Source organism: Streptomyces sp. NPDC031274, assembly GCF_055570235.1.
In genome coordinates this window covers 22,475-37,968 of sequence record NZ_JBVIHP010000025.1, presented here as the reverse complement: position 1 = coordinate 37,968, position 15,494 = coordinate 22,475, and the positions used below count along the sequence as shown (strand labels likewise).

Genomic DNA, 15,494 nt, shown 5'->3' with positions numbered 1-15,494 from the left:
TCTCATGCCCCGTCCCACCAGCGACGTGCAAGCATTTGAAGCCCACGCGACCGACGCTGACCTCGACGATCTGCGCGCGAGATTGGCCGCGGCGCGACTGCCGGAGGCCGAGACGGTCCATCGCGCCGCGCCCGGCCCTCACCGATGGGAACAGGGCGTCCCGCTCGCCGACCTCGTCGATGTCGTGCACTACTGGCGCACTGAGTACGACTGGCGGTCGTTCGAAGAGCGCCTCAACCAGATCGGCCAGTTCCGCACGACCATCGATGGTCTGGGAATCCATTTCCTGCACCGCCGATCCGCGCGCGCGGATGCCACACCTCTGCTCTTGACGCACGGCTGGCCGGACAGCATTGCCCGGTTCATCGATGTAGTGGACGAGCTGGCGGATCCGAAAGACGCAGACGCGCCGGCGTTCCACGTGGTGGTCCCGTCGCTTCCAGGCTTCGGTTACAGCGACAAGCCGACCACCACGGGGTGGGGAACCGAGAAGATCGCGGCCGCGTGGGTGGAACTCATGGGAAGGCTCGGCTACGGCAAGTTCGCAGCCCACGGCGGCGACTGGGGAGGCAATATCACCACGGTTCTCGGCGGCAGGTTCCCGGCGCACGTTCTCGGCATCCACACCACGTTCGCGGAGGGGCCGCCCGGGTTGACGACGGCCGGGCTGACGGCGGTCGAGCGCGAGTGGGCCGAGGAAACCAGCGACTTCTGGCGCCACCGCGCGGCGTACGCGAAGCAGCAGGCGACCCGCCCGCAGACCATCGGCTACTCGCTCGTCGACTCACCGGTCGGGCTTCTCGCCTGGATCCTCGACAAGTTCGCCGAGTGGTCGGACACCGAGGACAGCCCGTTCGAGACGATTTCCAGAGACCGCGTTCTTGACGACGTCACCCTGTACTGGCTGACGCGGACCGGTGCGTCGGCGGCCCGCATCTACTACGAAAGCCACAACTCGCTCGATCCCGAACTCCGGGTCGACGTCCCGTCAGCACTCACCATGTATCCCCGCGACGTCGAGAAGTGTCCGCGCCCCTGGGCGCAGGAGCGGTACCGGCAGATCGTCCGATGGAGGTCGCCCGAAGCCGGGGGACATTTCCCGTCGCTGGAGGTTCCCGAGTATTTCGTCAAAGATCTGCAAGAGGGCCTCGCGGCAGTCCTTGCCGCTGCCAGGTGATGAGGGGACGCCGACCGGGATAGGGGGAGCATCGCAAGGACGTCCGCTCACCGTCCCCCGTGCGCGTACCGGCGGACGGCGAGCGGTACGCACACGCCGAGCAGCACGAGGGACCAGGCGATGGCCCCGGCCACGGGGTGCGCCACCGGCCAGGCGGCGTCCGCGGGGACGGGCGCGTTGCCGAACAGATCGCGCACCGCCGTCGCCACCGCGCTGATCGGATTCCACTCGGCGACGGTGCGCAGCCACCCGGGGAGCCCGTCGGTGGGGATGTACGCGTTCGAGAGCAGCGGCAGCATGAAGGTCGCGCCGCCCAGCTGCCCCGCGGCCTCCTCGCTCTGTGAGGCGAGCCCGAGCAGGATGCCGATCCATGTCGTGGCGAACCGGAAGAGGAGCAACAGGGCGAAGGCGCCCAGGGCTTGGAGCGGACCGCCCTCGATCCGCCAGCCCATGGCGAACCCGACGAGCATCAGCGGCACAAGCCCCACGGCGGTGGTCAGCAGATCGGCGACCGCCTGCCCGAGCGGGACCGCCGAGCGGCTCATCGGCATCGTGCGGAAGCGGTCCATGACGCCCCGGTGGGAGTCCTGGGCCGCGGTGAACATGCCGGTCATGATGCCGTTCGCGGCGGTCGCGACGAGCATGCCCGGGACGAGGTAGGCGCGGTAGTCGCCGCCGGACATGGCGAGGGCGCTGCCGAAGACGTAGCCGAAGAACAGCAGGAAGACGATGGGCATCGTCTGCGTCATGACGAGGATGGCGGGCGCGTGCTTGATACGCCGCAGATGCCGGCCGAGGACGGCGGTGCCGTCGTAGAGGATGGCGTTCAAGGGGACCTCCGTGCGGGGTGATCGAGTGGGTGGGCGGGAAACTTCCGCCGTGAAGCGGCGGCTCAGGAAACGCGGGAGACGAGCCGCAGAAAGACCTCGTCGAGAGTCGGCGCCCGAAGAGTCGCGTCAACGACAGGAACCCCGGCGGCGTCCAGCTCACGAACGACCCGCGGCAGCGTGAGATCCACGTCGAGAGAGACGACCCCGGCGGTGCGCCGCTCGGCGTCGAGGGCCGGCTCCGTCCCGGTGAGCTGATCGAGGACGACCGCGGCGGCGTGCAGCGCCTGCGCCGTCGTGTCCTGCGGCAGGACGACCTCGACGTACGTCCCGATCTGCGCCTTCAGTGCGGCCGGCGTCCCCCGGTGCGCGGCAAGCCCCCCGTCGATCAGAACGACCTCGTCGGCGAGCTGATCGGCCTCCTCCAGATACTGCGTGGTCAGCAGTACGGTCGTCCCCTCCGCGGCCAACTCCCGTACGGCGTCCCAGATGCCGTTCCTGCTGTGCGGGTCGAGCCCGGTGGTCGGCTCGTCGAGGAAGAGGACGCGTGGCCGCACGAGCAGGCTGGCCGCGAGGTCGAGGCGCCGCCGCATGCCCCCGGAGTAGGTGCGGGCGGGCCGGTCGGCGGCGTCCGCGAGGCCGAACCGCTCCAGCAGCTCGTCGCCGCGCCCCCGCGGCGCCCGCAGCAGCCGCGCGAAGAGCCGCAGGTTCTCCCGTCCGGTCAGATCTCCGTCGACGGATGCGTACTGCCCGGTCACGCCGATGAGCCGACGCACCTCGGCGGCCTCGCGCACCACGTCGTGGCCCGCGACGAGCGCTGTCCCGGCATCCGGTGCCTGGAGCGTGGTGAGCAGCCGCACCGCCGTCGTCTTGCCCGCGCCGTTGGGGCCGAGCAGCCCGCAGACGGTGCCCTCGGGGACGGCGAGATCGAGTCCTCGCAGGGCGTGGACAGAGCCGTAGCGCTTCTCCAGACCCTCACTAAGTACAGCGTACGTAGAAGTCATGTCCGCACGGTACCTCACTACGTACGCTGTACGTAACTAAGATGGAGGCGAGGTGATGATCAATGGCGGGCCGAGCGGCCGAACCGGAAGTGATCTGGGCGCGCCCCGAGCGTGCGGGCCGTGGCCCGAAGCCCGCGTACAGCAGGGCGGACATCGCGGCGGCGGCCGTCCGCATCGCTGACGCGGACGGCATCGACGCGCTCTCCATGCGGAGGGTCGCGGGCGAGCTCGGCTGCGGCACCATGTCGCTCTACAACTACGTGCCGCGCAAAGAAGACCTGCACGAACTGATGGTCGACGCGGTGAGCGGCGAGTACGTGCTGTCGGCGGGAGTGCCGGACGGCGACTGGCGCGCGGAGATGCTGGCGCTCGCCCGCCAGACGCGCGAGATCATGCGGCGCCACCCGTGGCTGCCCCGGACCATGTCGGCGCTCTACGGCTTCAGCCCGAACGCCCTGCGCTACCTGGAGCACTGCCTCGGCGTCCTGGAGGGGCTCGACGCGCCCTACGGCACCAAGATGGAACTCATCGGGATGGTCAACGGCTCGGTCATGACGTACGTCGGCAACGAGCTCGGCATGGCGGAGCGCGCGCGGTCACTGCCGTGGTCGAAGGAGCAGGAGCAGCAGGTGCGGTTCGCCTACCTCGCCGGTCAGGTGGGCACCGGGGCCTACCCGAGGCTCGCGCAGGCGCTCGCGGAGGCGCCCGCGCCGGACGACGGGGACGAGCTCTTCGACCGCATGCTGAACCGGCTGCTGGATTCGTTCGCCTGAGCGGGCCCGGTGCGCGAGGTCTCTCAGGCCCGGCAGCCGGTGGCACGTAGCTCCCGGGGGCACGTGGCTCAGATGAGGGCGAACTGGCCGCCGGGCCCCTCCTCGTGGTGGTCGAGCACCGACGCGGGGCGCCGCGCGGCATCGGGCGCCGGAAGCACACCCGCGCGACGCAGCGCTTCCGCCGTGATGCGGGGGCCGAGATCCGCGGTCAACTCGGCTTGCTCGGGACGGAGTTCCGCGAGAAGCGCCAGCACCGTGATCAGCTCAAGGAGTTCGGACGTCCACGTCTGCGGCCACTCCACGGGCCGGATCGCCTCCAGGGAGCCCGCCTCGCCGGCCGCCATGCGCCGCTCGAACCACAGCTCGAGCACCCGTACCCCGCTCACCTCGAAGTCCCACGCCGCCCGCGGCACCGGCGAGATGCGGCCCGCGTCCACGCACAGCGCCTCCTCGTCGGCGTCGTACGAGAGTTCCGCGGGGCGGGCGGGCAGCGGCGCCCGTACGTAGGGCCGCCGTCCGCCGGGCAGCTTGGGCCGCTCTCCGTCGCCGCGCGCCTGGAGCGCGAGCAGGCGGCGCCCCAGTTCCGTACCCCGTTCCCAGACCCCGGCGTCGGACGTCAGCGGCACCCGGCACCCGGCCGCGGATGCCGGGGGAGCGCTCGCCACGGCCAGCGTCCAGGCGAGCAGATCCCCGGCGCCGACATCGTGCCCGAGCTCCGCGGAGAGGTGGGCGAGCAGCCCCGGCGCCACATTGGGTTCGAGCCCGCCGGGGCGGCGGAACAGCGGGCGGATCCGCCCCGGCCGCCCGGCGGGGGAGCGGCCGTCGGGCAGTACGGCGGAGGCGAGAACCGCGGGGCCCGTGGAGCCGGTGACGTAACCCTGTTCGACGAGGAACAGCTGCCCCTCGCCCGCGACCCGCCACAGTTCCGGGCGTGCGGTGTCGATGAGCCGGTGGTCGGGAATCAGCCACTGCTCGTCGAAGGGGCCGTGCAGGACGCGCACTGGATCGGGGCAGGGGCCCGACTCGGCGGCCAGGGGGACCGTCGCGCCCCGGTGGCCGGGGAGTTGGGCGACCGCGGTGTGCAGGGTGCGTGAGCGCGAGGGGCCGAGGAGTCTTTCGCGCTCGGCCGGGTCCGCCCGCACGAACGTGGCCCAGCGGGATCTGAGGGATGCGGCGTCCGGTCCCATCGGCCACCCGCGGCCCGGCCGGAGCGGTGCGACGGACCACGGCATCAGGTCGGCGAGCAGCGCCGCTTCGTCGTGCGTCACGCCCGGCATCGTACGTCGAGACCCTTACGTCGCGTCGAGGGTGACCGTGAAGGAGAAGCGGTCCCCGCGGTAGTGGATGCGTGCCACGTCCAGGGCGCGGCCCTCGGTGTCGTACGTGATGCCCGTGTAGTGCAGGATCGGGCTGAGCAGCGGCACTTCGAGGAGGCGGGCCGTCTCCGGGTCGGCGAGCGTGGCCTCGACGGTGTCGGTGATGCGGCTGATGCGGACGCCCACGACGTCGCGCAGGACCTTCGTCATGGGCCAGCGCGCCAGATCGTCGAGGTCGACGCGCTCCGCGAGTTCGGGGCGGATGAAGTTATGGGCGTGATTGGTCGGTTCGCCCGTCTTCTCGTCGCTGCGCAGCCGGTGGTACGTCGCCACCTCGGCCAGATCGGGGAAGTGCTCGGCGAGTTCGCCGGAGACCGGAGCCGTGCCGTGCGCGAGCAGCCGGGTGCTCATGCCCGACTGCTGGGCCACGATCGCGTCGACCGATCCGAGCAGCCGGACCGGGGAGCCGCGCCGGGCGCTGGGCTCGATGAACGTGCCGCGCCGCCGGTGCCGGGTGATCAGGCCCTCGTCCTCCAGCTCCTTGAGCGCCTGGCGCATGGTCAGGACGCTCACGCCGTAGTGCCCCGCGAGCTGCTCCTCGGTGGGCAGCCGGAGCGGGGCCTCGGGCGTGCGGCCGAGTATCGAGGCACGCAGGGACTGCGACACCTGATACCAGAGCGGCAGTTTGCGATTCAGGACGATCGAGTCCGGGGCGAATGCGGTCACGGTCTCTCCGAATCAGTCCGCAGCGGCTTCGAAACGGGATCAGTTGCCCGCTCAGTTACCTGATCGGTCACCGGGTCGGTCACCGGATCAGTTTCGAAAATGGCGCTCCAGACCCTCCCACACATCGTCGTATCCGCGCTGCAGATGGGAGGCCTGAGCTGCTTGTTCGGTCGCCGTCACCGGCCAGCGTGTCTCGAACATGAAGGCAAGCCCGTCGTCGATCTTCTGCGGCTTCAGCTCGGCGGCCGATGCCTTCTCGAAGGTGTCGCGGTCGGGGCCGTGGGCCGACATCATGTTGTGCAGCGAGCCGCCGCCGGGCACGAATCCCTCCGCTTTCGCGTCGTACGCGCCCTCGATCAGGCCCATGTACTCGCTCATCACGTTCCGGTGGAAGTACGGCGGCCGGAAGGTGTCCTCGCCGACCAGCCAGCGCGGCGCGAACACCACGAAGTCGACGCCCGCGAGGCCCGGGGTGTCGGACGGCGAGGTGAGCACCGTGAAGATCGACGGGTCCGGGTGGTCGTAGCTGATGGTGCCGAGGACGTTGAAGCGGCGCAGGTCGTACACGTACGGGACGTGGTTGCCGTGCCAGGCGACGACGTCGAGCGGAGAGTGGTCGTACGTCGCCTTCCACAGATTTCCGCAGAACTTGTTCACCACCTCCACCGGTCGCTCGTCGTCCTCGTACGCGGCGACCGGAGCCCTGAAGTCCCGTGCGTTGGCGAGGCCGTTCGCGCCGATCGGGCCCAGGTCGGGGAGCTGGAAGGCCGCCCCGTAGTTCTCGCACACGTACCCGCGGGCGCTCTCGTCCAGGAGCTCCACACGGAAGCGCACCCCGCGCGGGATCAGCGCCACCTCGCCCGGCTCCGCGCGCAGCAGCCCGAACTCGGTGCGAAGGAGCAGGCCGCCCTGCTCGGGGACGACGAGGAGTTCGCCGTCCGCGTCGCTGAACACGCGGTCCGTCATGGAGGAGTTGGCGTGGTAGAGGTGCACGGCCATGCCGGTGCGCTGGGTGGCGTCTCCGTTGCCGCCCAGGGTCCACAGGCCCGCGAGGAAGTCCGTGCCGGGGGCGGGCTCGGGGAGCGGGTTCCAGCGCAGGCGGTTGGGGTCGGGCGTCTCGGCGAAGGGCGCTGTGCGCAGGGCGCCGTTGTCGACGCGGGTGAACGCCGGGTGCGCGGCCGACGGGCGGATGCGGTAGAGCCACGAGCGGCGGTTGTGCGCGCGGGGCTCGGTGAAGGCGGTGCCGCTCAGCTGCTCCGCGTAGAGCCCGAGGGGTGCGCGCTGGGGCGAGTTGCGGCCGTGCGGCAGGGCGCCGGGCACCGCTTCGGAGCTGTGTTCGTTACCGAAGCCGGAGAGGTACGTCAGTGCCTCCGCCGTCTTGCGCGCGCCGTCCGCGTCCGCACGGCCCGCGTCGGTGGTGTGTTCCCGGCTCATCATCGCTCCCTCGTCAACGATTCCTATGGGACACCGTAGGATTCACGTTTTCCTTCCGCAAGGGGGATCCATGGATGTGAACAATGCTCTACTCTCCCGGGATGCCCCACCGTGACCCCCGTCGTGATGCCCGCAGTGATCCCCGCAGTGATGAGAAGAAGCCCCCGCCGCCCCCGAAAACCCTGCGCCGCGTGCCCGTGCAGGAGCGCAGCGCCGAGCGGCTGACCCGCATCCTCGACGCCTGCGCCGACGTCCTGGACGAGGTCGGCTACGAGGAACTGAGCACCCGCGCCGTCGCCCTGCGCGCGGGTGTACCGATCGGCTCGGTCTACCGCTTCTTCGGCAACAAGCGGGCCATGGCGGACGCCCTGGCCCACCGCAACCTCGACGCCTACGGAGAGCGCGTGGCGGCGCGCATGGCCGGGGTGGAGCGCGGCGACTGGCGCGGCGCCGTCGACGCTGCCTTCGACGAGTACCTCGCCATGAAGCGCACCGTCCCCGGCTTCGGCCTGGTCGACTTCGGCATCCCCTCGGCGCCCGGCGCGATGCCCGACGCCAACGCGGACGTCGCCGAGCGGGTGGCGGGACTGCTCGCCGCGCACCTCGACCGGCCGCTGGACAAGAAACTGAGCCGCACCGTGCTCGTCGGCGTCGAAGCGGTGGACGCGGTCCTCCAACTCGCCTTCCGCGTGCATCCGTCGGGCGATCCCGACCTGATCGACGAGACGCGGACCCTGTTGCACTCCTACTTCGCCGGTTCGCTGGACTGAACCCGACCCGCGCAGGGTCCTGACGGCATGCATACCGGTCGGTATGGTGAGTGCGCACGTGCGCCATAGCCGCCGCCCTGGACCCTGGAGGGTTCTCCATGCCCAGCACCGCCCTGCGTATCTGCCCCCTCTGCGAAGCCACCTGCGGGCTCACGCTCACCGTCGAAGGCAGCCGGGTCACCGGTGCGCGCGGCGACCGGGACGACGTGTTCAGCCACGGCTTCATCTGCCCCAAAGGCGCCTCCTTCGGAGAGGCCGACTCCGACCCCGACCGCCTCAAGGGGCCGCTCGTACGCAAGGACGGCGTACTTCAGGAGGCGAGCTGGGACGAGGCCTTCGACGCCGTCGCCGCCGGGCTGCGCCCCTTGATCGAGCGGTACGGGCCGCAAGCGGTCGGCGTGGTGCTCGGCAACCCGAACGTGCACACCATGGCGGGCGGCCTCTACCCGCCCGTGCTCCTCAACTCCCTCGGCACCCGCAACGTCTTCACCGCGAGCACCGTCGACCAGATGCCCAAGCACGTCTCCAGCGGGCTCCTCTTCGGCGACGCGTTCGCCATCCCCGTGCCCGACCTCGACCGCACCGACCATCTGCTCCTGCTCGGCGCCAACCCCCTGGACTCCAACGGGAGCCTGTGCACCGCCCCCGACTTCCCGGGCAAGCTGAAGGCGCTGCGTGCGCGCGGCGGCACGCTCACCGTCGTCGACCCGCGCCGCACCCGTACCGCGAAGCTCGCCGACCGGTACCTCGCGATCCGGCCCGGCGCGGACGCGCTGCTGCTCGCGGCCATGGTGCACGTCCTCTTCGAGGAGAAGCTGACCGACCTCGGCGCGCTCGACGAGCAGGTGGAGGGGGTCGACGACGTGCGGGAGGCCGTACGTCACTTCACCCCCGACGCCGTGACAGCGGCCTGCGACGTGCCCGCCGACACCATCCGCGCCCTCGCCCGCGAACTGGCGGCCGCACCCACCGCCGCCGTCTACGCCCGCGTGGGCGCGAGCACCGTCGCCTACGGCACGCTCACCAACTGGCTGGTCGACGTACTGAACGTGCTCACCGGCAACCTCGACCGGCCGGGCGGCGCCCTCTTCCCGCTCTCGGCGACCGACCGCGAGCCCCGCCCGGCAGGACCCGGCAAGGGCTTCGCGCTCGGCCGCTGGCGCAGCCGTGTGAGCGGGCACCCGGAGGCCAAGGGAGAACTGCCCATCGCCGCGCTCGCCGAGGAGATCGACACCCCCGGCGACGAAGCGATCCGCGCCGTCGTGGCCGTCGCGGCCAACCCGGTCCTCTCCGCGCCGGACGGCGACCGCCTCGACAAGGCCCTGGCCTCACTCGACTTCATGGTGAGCGTCGACCCGTATCTGAACGAGACATCGCGCCACGCCCACGTGGTCCTGCCGCCGCCCCCGCCCTCCCAGAGCGCCCACTTCGACTTCGCCTTCAACGCGCTCGCCGTACGCAACCAGGTCCGCCACACCCCCGCCGCACTGCCCCTTCTCGACGGCGGGATGGCCGAGACGGAGATCCTCGCCCGGCTCGTCCTCGCCGCGAGCGGGATGCACGGCGCCGACCCGGCGGCCGTCGACGCGATGGTCGTCGAGCGGACCCTCGGCAAGGCCGTCACCGAGCCGCACTCGGCCGTGTACGGCCGTGACCCCGAGGAACTCGCCGCTCAGCTCACCGGCGGGAGCGGCCCCCAGCGGCGGCTCGACCTGATGCTGCGCCTTGGCCCCTACGGCGACGGATTCGGCGCACGCGAGGACGGTCTCACCCTCGACCGGCTCCTGGCCCACCCGCACGGCATCGACCTCGGTCCGCTGGAATCCCGCCTCCCGCAGGTTCTCAAGACGCGCAGCGGACGCGTGGAACTCCTCCCGGCCCCGATCGCCGACGACCTTCCGCGCCTCACGAGGGCGCTGAGTGCCACCCCGGACGAGCTCGTCCTCGTAGGACGCCGCCATCTGCGCTCCAACAACAGCTGGATGCACAACGTCCGCACCCTCACCGGCGGCTCCAACCGCTGCACCCTGCACGTCCACCCCGAGGACGCCGCCCGCGTCGGCCTGGAGAACGGCGGCCACGCGCGCGTGGCCGCCGCCGGCGGCTCGCTCACCGTCCCCGTGGAGGTGACCGACACCGTGCGCCCCGGAGTGGTCAGCCTGCCGCACGGTTGGGGCCACGACCGCCCCGGCACACGCCTTGCCGTCGCGGCGGAGAACCCCGGGGCCAATGTGAACCAGCTCTTGGACGGCACGCTCCTCGACCCGCTTTCCGGGACGTCCGTGCTCAACGGCTTCCCGGTGTCCCTTACGGCCCTCGTTCCGGCACCGGCTGCGACAGCAAGTCGTTGACCTGGAGTTTTGCGCTTATTGCTCGCACGTCAACATCTTGTTAACGCTGGAGAACGGGTCCTAACGTCAACCGGACCGCCAGACCTGGTGGGAGTTCGATGGTGAACGTTAGGTAGCCCCCATGCTGACAATCCTCGGATTCGTCATGATCGCCACCTTCCTGGTGCTGATCATGATGAAGAAGATGTCGCCGATCGCGGCACTGGTCCTGATCCCCGCACTCTTCTGCGTATTCGTAGGAAAGGGAGCTCATCTCGGGGACTACGTCCTCGAAGGCGTCGGCAATCTGGCGCCCACGGCGGCCATGCTCATGTTCGCCATCGTGTACTTCGGCGTCATGATCGACGTCGGCCTCTTCGACCCGATCGTCCGGGGCATCCTGCGCTTCTGCAAGGCGGACCCGGTGCGCATCGTGGTCGGCACCGCGCTGCTCGCCGCGATCGTCTCGCTCGACGGCGACGGCTCGACGACCTTCATGATCACGGTCTCGGCGATGTATCCGCTCTACAAACGCCTCAAGATGAGCCTCGTCGTCATGACGGGCGTCGCGGCCACCGCCAACGGCGTCATGAACACCCTGCCCTGGGGCGGCCCGACGGCCCGCGCCGCGACCGCGCTCAAGGTCGACGCGGCCGATATCTTCGTCCCCATGATCCCGGCGCTCGCCATGGGCCTCGTGGCGGTCTTCCTGCTCTCCTACGCACTCGGTCTGCGGGAGCGCAAGCGGCTCGGCATGCTCTCCCTGGACGAGGTCCTGGAGAAGGAGACGGCGAGCGAGACGGTTCTGGTGGGTGCGGGTGGCTCGGCCGGTACCAGCGGCCGTACGTCGCTCATCAAGAAGGCCACTGGGGGAGCGGGCGCCGGAGCGGGCGCCGGAGCGGGCGCCGGAGCGGGTTCCGGCACGGACGCTTCCGACGCCTCCGGTGACGCCGGTGCCTCGGGCGACGACGCCGATGACGACGACGGCTTCCAGGGGCTCGACCCCAACCGTTCCACGCTGCGCCCCAAGCTCTACTGGTTCAACGCCGGTCTCACCGTGGTCCTGCTCACCTCCATGATCATGGAGTGGCTGCCGATCCCGGTCCTCTTCCTGCTCGGCGCCGCACTCGCCCTGACGGTCAACTTCCCGCACATGCCCGACCAGAAGGCCCGCATCGGCGCCCACGCGGAGAACGTCCTCAACGTCACCGGCATGGTCTTCGCGGCCGCCGTCTTCACCGGCGTCCTCCAGGGCACCGGCATGGTCGACAGCATGGCCAAGTGGCTGGTCGACGCGATCCCGGAGGGCATGGGCCCGCAGATGGGCCTGGTGACCGGACTCCTGTCGCTTCCGCTCACCTACTTCATGTCGAACGACGGCTTCTACTTCGGCGTCCTGCCGGTCCTCGCCGAGGCGGGCCAGGCGCACGGCGTCGGCACCCTCGAGATCGCCCGCGCCTCGATCGCCGGTCAGGCCCTGCACATGTCGAGCCCGCTGGTGCCCGCCGTGTACGTCCTCGTCGGCATGGCCAAGGTCGAGTTCGGCGACCACACCAAGTTCACCGTCAAATGGGCCGTGCTCACCTCGCTCGTGGTGCTCGGCTCCGGAATCCTCTTCGGCATCATCTGATGCCATCGACACCGGGCCGCGCCTGGTTGCTGCGCCTCGTCATCGCCTTCAGCTTCGCGCAGGGGGCGGTGTCGATGGCGCGTCCGGCCGTCTCCTACCGGGCCCTTTCGCTGGGCGCCGACGAGCGGGCGATCGGCGTCATCGCGGGTGTGTACGCCCTGCTTCCGCTCTTCGCCGCCGTACCGCTCGGGCGCAGGACGGACCACGGGCGGTGCGCGCCGCTCCTCCCGGTCGGTGTCGTCCTGATCTCCGGAGGGTGCGCCCTCAGCGGTACGGCGGGGTCGCTCGGGGCGCTCGCCGCCTGGAGCGGAGTGATGGGTCTGGGCCACCTCTGCTTCGTGATCGGCGCCCAGTCGATCGTCGCGCGGCAGTCCGCCCCCGACGAACAGGACCGCAACTTCGGCCACTTCACCATCGGCGCCTCGCTCGGGCAGCTGGTCGGGCCGATCGCCGCCGGGTCTCTCATCGGCGGTGACATGGGGCGTACGAGTGCTCTCGCCCTGCTCGTCTCGGGGGCGGTCGCTGCCGTCTCGCTCACCTCGCTGTGGCGCATCGAGCACGCCCGTCCTGCCGGTGCCTCGCCGAAGCGGGGGGACAAGGTCCCGGTGCTCGGCATCCTGCGTACCCGGGGCGTCCCCGCGGGGATCTTCATCAGCCTCGCGGTGCTCTCCGCGACGGACATCCTCACGGCCTATCTGCCGGTGGTCGGTGAGCACCGGGGCATCGCGCCCGCGACGGTCGGGGTGCTCCTCTCGCTCCGGGCCGCCGCGACGATCGCCTGCCGGCTCGTGATGACGCCGTTGATCAATCTGCTCGGTCGTACGGTGCTGATCGTCGTCACGTGTCTGCTGGCCGCGGTGTTGTGCGCGGGCGTCGCGTTGCCGGTTCCCGTCTGGGGGCTGGGGGTGATGCTTGTGCTGCTGGGGTTCTGTCTCGGGGTCGGGCAGCCGTTGTCGATGACGACGGTCGTGCAGGCCGCGCCGGACGGGGCGCGGTCCACGGCTCTCGCGTTGCGGTTGACCGGGAACCGCCTCGGGCAGGTTGCCGCGCCTGCGGGGGCGGGGTTGATCGCCGGGGTGGCGGGGGTTGCCGCTCCCTTCGTGATGCTCGGGGGACTGTTGCTGGTGGCGGCGGGGCTGGGGCTGAGGCGGAGCCCTGCGGGGCCTTCCCCGATCCCGCCCCTTCCCGAAACTGAGGGCTCTGCCCCCAGACCCCCGCTCCTCAAACGCCGGAGGGGCTAAAAGATCACCCCGTCACTCACTTCACCCGCATCTCACACCTCATAAGCCGCTCATGGCCCACCCTGCGCTCAGGCCCCGTCAGGGTCAGCGGCACCCGGGCGTAGGCGATCAGGCGGGCCACGGGGCGTGCCACCCGGCCCAGCCGTTGGTTCCCCTAGTCGATGCGCTCGAGGAAGGTGAGCACTCGGTGATTGACCTGCTCTGCGGCGTGTTCGTCGTGGGACGGAAGGCTGCTGTCGGTGAACAGGTGTTTGTCGCCGGGGTAGAGGAACAGCTCGGCGTCCGCTGCCGTCTCGATGAGCGCACGGGCGGCCTCCACATCGCCCTCCCCGGCGAAGAACGGATCCGCGTCCATGCCGTGGACCGAGACTGGGACCTCCTGCGGCCAGGAACCACCGAACTCCGAGACCGGGACGCACGCCTCAAGCAACAGTGCACCCGTTGCCCCAGCGCGTGTCTGGGCCAACTTCTGCGCCGGCAGAACACCGAGCGAGAACCCGACGTAGACGAGCTCCGCGGGCAGGCCCTCGGCGGCGGCGGCTCCGCGTGCGATGATCGTGTCGAACCCGACCTTCTCGGCATAGCCACTGCCCTCGTCGAGACGGTCGAACACCCGGCCCTCGTACAAGTCCGGTACGTGGACGGTGTGTCCGGCCCGTCGAAGACGCTCGGCGAAGTCGCGAATACCGGCGGTCAGCCCGTGCCCGTGGTGGAAGACCAGAACCTCAGACATGTTGCTCCCCTCATGCCGCGGTGCCCCGGTGACGCCGCGGCATGAGTATGGTCCGTGGCACTGACATCCATGACCTCGGCCCGACAGGATCAGCTCGCGGATCGGTCGGCCGCCGCTGAGTGAGCTGACGAGTTGACGAGCTGACGAGCGGATGTTCCCCGGAGGCGCCGGCTGCCTCCGGGGAACGGGGTGCTGCTCGGGTATCACCCGGTCACTACTGGTACTTGGTCACTGCTGGTACCTGGTTACTACTGATACCCGGTTGCTGCTGGTGTTACTGGACGATCTTGAGCAGCTTGTTCGGCGAACCGGAGCCCGGGCTGGTGACCTTGCCCGAAGTGGCTCCGTTCACCAGGGCCGTGGAGACCTGCGCCGGCGTGGCCGAGGTGTGGCCCGCCAGGTAGACCGCCGCGGCACCCGCGACGTGCGGAGTGGCCATCGACGTGCCGGAGATGGTGTTCGTGGCGGTGTCGCTGGTGTTCCAGCCCGCCGTGATCGAGACACCCGGCGCGAAGATGTCCAGGACCGAGCCGTAGTTGGACCAGCTGGCCTTGGCGTCCGTGTTGCTGGTGGCGCCGACCGTGATGGCCGCGGGGACCCGTGCCGGGGACGACGAGGAGGCGTTGACGCCCTCGTTGCCCGCGGCGACCGCGTAGCTGACGCCGTCGGCGATGGAGTTCTTCACCGCGTTGTCCAGCGTGGTGGAGGCGCCGCCGCCGAGCGACATGTTGGCCACGGCGGGGGCGCCCGCCGTGTGGTTGCTCGTCACCCAGTCGATGCCCGCGATGACACCGGCGGTCGTGCCGGAGCCGTTGTTGTCGAGCACGCGGACGGCCACGATCTTGGCCTTCTTGGCGACGCCGTAGGTCTTGCCCGCAATGGTGGTGGCCACGTGCGTGCCGTGGCCGTTGCCGTCCTGGGCGGTGTTGTCGCCGTCCACGGCGTCGTAGCCGTTCACCGCGCGTCCGCTGATCTCGGAGTGCGTGATGCGCACGCCGGTGTCGATCACGTACGCGGTGACGCCCGAGCCCGCGGTGTCCGGGTAGGTGTAGGTGCCGGACAGCGGCAGGCTCGTCTGGTCGATGCGGTCCAGACCCCAGGGGGCGTTGCTCTGGGTCGCGTCGGCCTGTACCCGCTGGTTCTGCTCGACCGAGGCGACGGCGGGGTCGGCGGCCAGCTGTCTCGCCTCCGCCGCGCTCAGCTCGACGGTGTAGCCCTTGAGTGCGGACTTGAAGGTCTTCTTCACCGACCCGCCGTACTCGGATATCAGGCCCTTGCCCTGGGGCGAGGCGGCGCTGAAGCCCGAGTTCTTCTTCAGGGTGACGATGTAGCTGCCCTTGACGGCATCGGCCGAACCGGAGCCGATCACGGTGCCCTCGGCGGGGGCGGCCTGGGCCGGAAGGGCGGTGACCGCACCGAACAGAGCGGCGGCGGTGGCGGTCGAGATCGCCGCGGCGATCACAGTCTTCTTGCTGCGCAGCATTGCCATTACGAGGGAGTCCTCCTCATAGGCGGCGCGCGCCCTGGGTCGGG

The 15,494-nt window shown here is 70.5% G+C and carries 13 protein-coding genes; 6 read left to right on the top strand and 7 right to left on the bottom strand.

Going from position 1 to position 15,494, the window contains the following annotated elements:
- Positions 1 to 4 precede the first annotated feature (4 nt).
- Entirely contained in the window at positions 5 to 1,177 is a 1,173-nt protein-coding gene (locus ACZ5CR_RS32860; RefSeq protein WP_468864236.1) for an epoxide hydrolase family protein, read from the top strand.
- Positions 1,178 to 1,224: 47 nt separating this feature from the next.
- Here the strand turns inward: ACZ5CR_RS32860 and ACZ5CR_RS32855 are convergent, their stop codons facing one another.
- The gene (locus ACZ5CR_RS32855) at positions 1,225 to 2,007 is read right to left on the bottom strand and encodes an ABC transporter permease (RefSeq protein WP_468864233.1); all 783 of its coding nucleotides are present in this window, start codon (positions 2,005 to 2,007) and stop codon (positions 1,225 to 1,227) included.
- A 62-nt stretch (positions 2,008 to 2,069) separates the two neighbouring features.
- Entirely contained in the window at positions 2,070 to 3,008 is a 939-nt protein-coding gene (locus ACZ5CR_RS32850; protein ID WP_468864231.1) for an ATP-binding cassette domain-containing protein, read from the bottom strand.
- Positions 3,009 to 3,070: 62 nt separating this feature from the next.
- Here ACZ5CR_RS32850 and ACZ5CR_RS32845 point away from each other — a divergent pair, with 62 nt between their 5' ends.
- Positions 3,071 to 3,781: a TetR/AcrR family transcriptional regulator gene (locus tag ACZ5CR_RS32845; protein WP_468864228.1), complete on the top strand. Its 711-nt coding sequence runs from the start codon at positions 3,071 to 3,073 to the stop codon at positions 3,779 to 3,781.
- Between the two features lie 68 nt (positions 3,782 to 3,849).
- On the opposite strand, the gene ACZ5CR_RS32840 is transcribed toward ACZ5CR_RS32845, so the two are convergent.
- The 3 genes from ACZ5CR_RS32840 to hmgA form a co-directional block, all read right to left on the bottom strand.
- A complete protein-coding gene (locus ACZ5CR_RS32840) occupies positions 3,850 to 5,058 on the bottom strand; it encodes a type ISP restriction/modification enzyme (RefSeq protein WP_468864225.1) in 1,209 nt (402 codons plus the stop codon).
- A 15-nt stretch (positions 5,059 to 5,073) separates the two neighbouring features.
- Entirely contained in the window at positions 5,074 to 5,823 is a 750-nt protein-coding gene (locus tag ACZ5CR_RS32835) for a GntR family transcriptional regulator (RefSeq protein WP_468864223.1), read from the bottom strand.
- A gap of 87 nt (positions 5,824 to 5,910) precedes the next feature.
- Positions 5,911 to 7,257 carry a homogentisate 1,2-dioxygenase gene (gene hmgA / locus ACZ5CR_RS32830; RefSeq protein WP_468864221.1) on the bottom strand — a complete coding sequence of 449 codons (1,347 nt, stop codon included), beginning with the start codon at positions 7,255 to 7,257 and terminating at the stop codon, positions 5,911 to 5,913.
- Positions 7,258 to 7,448: 191 nt separating this feature from the next.
- On the opposite strand from hmgA, the gene ACZ5CR_RS32825 reads away from it, so the two are divergent.
- The 4 genes from ACZ5CR_RS32825 to ACZ5CR_RS32810 all read left to right on the top strand — a co-directional run bounded on the left by ACZ5CR_RS32825 (position 7,449) and on the right by ACZ5CR_RS32810 (position 13,228).
- Positions 7,449 to 8,027, top strand: coding sequence for a TetR/AcrR family transcriptional regulator (locus tag ACZ5CR_RS32825; protein WP_468864219.1), 579 nt, complete (start codon positions 7,449 to 7,451; stop codon positions 8,025 to 8,027).
- 98 nt (positions 8,028 to 8,125) lie between these two features.
- Positions 8,126 to 10,378 carry a molybdopterin-dependent oxidoreductase gene (locus ACZ5CR_RS32820; RefSeq protein ID WP_468864217.1) on the top strand — a complete coding sequence of 751 codons (2,253 nt, stop codon included), beginning with the start codon at positions 8,126 to 8,128 and terminating at the stop codon, positions 10,376 to 10,378.
- A 121-nt stretch (positions 10,379 to 10,499) separates the two neighbouring features.
- Complete coding sequence (locus ACZ5CR_RS32815) at positions 10,500 to 11,987, top strand: CitMHS family transporter (RefSeq protein ID WP_468864215.1); 1,488 nt, start codon at positions 10,500 to 10,502, stop codon at positions 11,985 to 11,987.
- Positions 11,987 to 13,228 (top strand): MFS transporter, encoded by a 1,242-nt coding sequence (locus ACZ5CR_RS32810; RefSeq protein WP_468864213.1) that lies wholly within the window; start codon positions 11,987 to 11,989, stop codon positions 13,226 to 13,228. The genes ACZ5CR_RS32815 and ACZ5CR_RS32810 overlap by 1 nt, the downstream gene beginning before the upstream one ends.
- A 154-nt stretch (positions 13,229 to 13,382) precedes the next feature.
- On the opposite strand, the gene ACZ5CR_RS32805 is transcribed toward ACZ5CR_RS32810, so the two are convergent.
- Positions 13,383 to 13,961 carry a dienelactone hydrolase family protein gene (locus tag ACZ5CR_RS32805; RefSeq protein WP_468864210.1) on the bottom strand — a complete coding sequence of 193 codons (579 nt, stop codon included), beginning with the start codon at positions 13,959 to 13,961 and terminating at the stop codon, positions 13,383 to 13,385.
- A 274-nt stretch (positions 13,962 to 14,235) separates the two neighbouring features.
- Positions 14,236 to 15,450: a S8 family peptidase gene (locus ACZ5CR_RS32800; RefSeq protein ID WP_468864207.1), complete on the bottom strand. Its 1,215-nt coding sequence runs from the start codon at positions 15,448 to 15,450 to the stop codon at positions 14,236 to 14,238.
- Positions 15,451 to 15,494 lie beyond the last annotated feature (44 nt).

What these genes read in the sequence shown, in the direction of transcription:
- ACZ5CR_RS32860 (WP_468864236.1), top strand. Translation starts at nt 5, where the DNA reads ATGCCCCGTCCCACCAGCGACGTGCAAGCATTTGAAGCCCACGCGACC.
- ACZ5CR_RS32850 (WP_468864231.1), bottom strand. Translation starts at nt 3,008, where the DNA reads ATGACTTCTACGTACGCTGTACTTAGTGAGGGTCTGGAGAAGCGCTAC.
- ACZ5CR_RS32845 (WP_468864228.1), top strand. Translation starts at nt 3,071, where the DNA reads ATGGCGGGCCGAGCGGCCGAACCGGAAGTGATCTGGGCGCGCCCCGAG.
- ACZ5CR_RS32840 (WP_468864225.1), bottom strand. Translation starts at nt 5,058, where the DNA reads ATGCCGGGCGTGACGCACGACGAAGCGGCGCTGCTCGCCGACCTGATG.
- hmgA (WP_468864221.1), bottom strand. Translation starts at nt 7,257, where the DNA reads ATGAGCCGGGAACACACCACCGACGCGGGCCGTGCGGACGCGGACGGC.
- ACZ5CR_RS32820 (WP_468864217.1), top strand. Translation starts at nt 8,126, where the DNA reads ATGCCCAGCACCGCCCTGCGTATCTGCCCCCTCTGCGAAGCCACCTGC.
- ACZ5CR_RS32815 (WP_468864215.1), top strand. Translation starts at nt 10,500, where the DNA reads ATGCTGACAATCCTCGGATTCGTCATGATCGCCACCTTCCTGGTGCTG.
- ACZ5CR_RS32810 (WP_468864213.1), top strand. Translation starts at nt 11,987, where the DNA reads ATGCCATCGACACCGGGCCGCGCCTGGTTGCTGCGCCTCGTCATCGCC.
- ACZ5CR_RS32805 (WP_468864210.1), bottom strand. Translation starts at nt 13,961, where the DNA reads ATGTCTGAGGTTCTGGTCTTCCACCACGGGCACGGGCTGACCGCCGGT.
- ACZ5CR_RS32800 (WP_468864207.1), bottom strand. Translation starts at nt 15,450, where the DNA reads ATGGCAATGCTGCGCAGCAAGAAGACTGTGATCGCCGCGGCGATCTCG.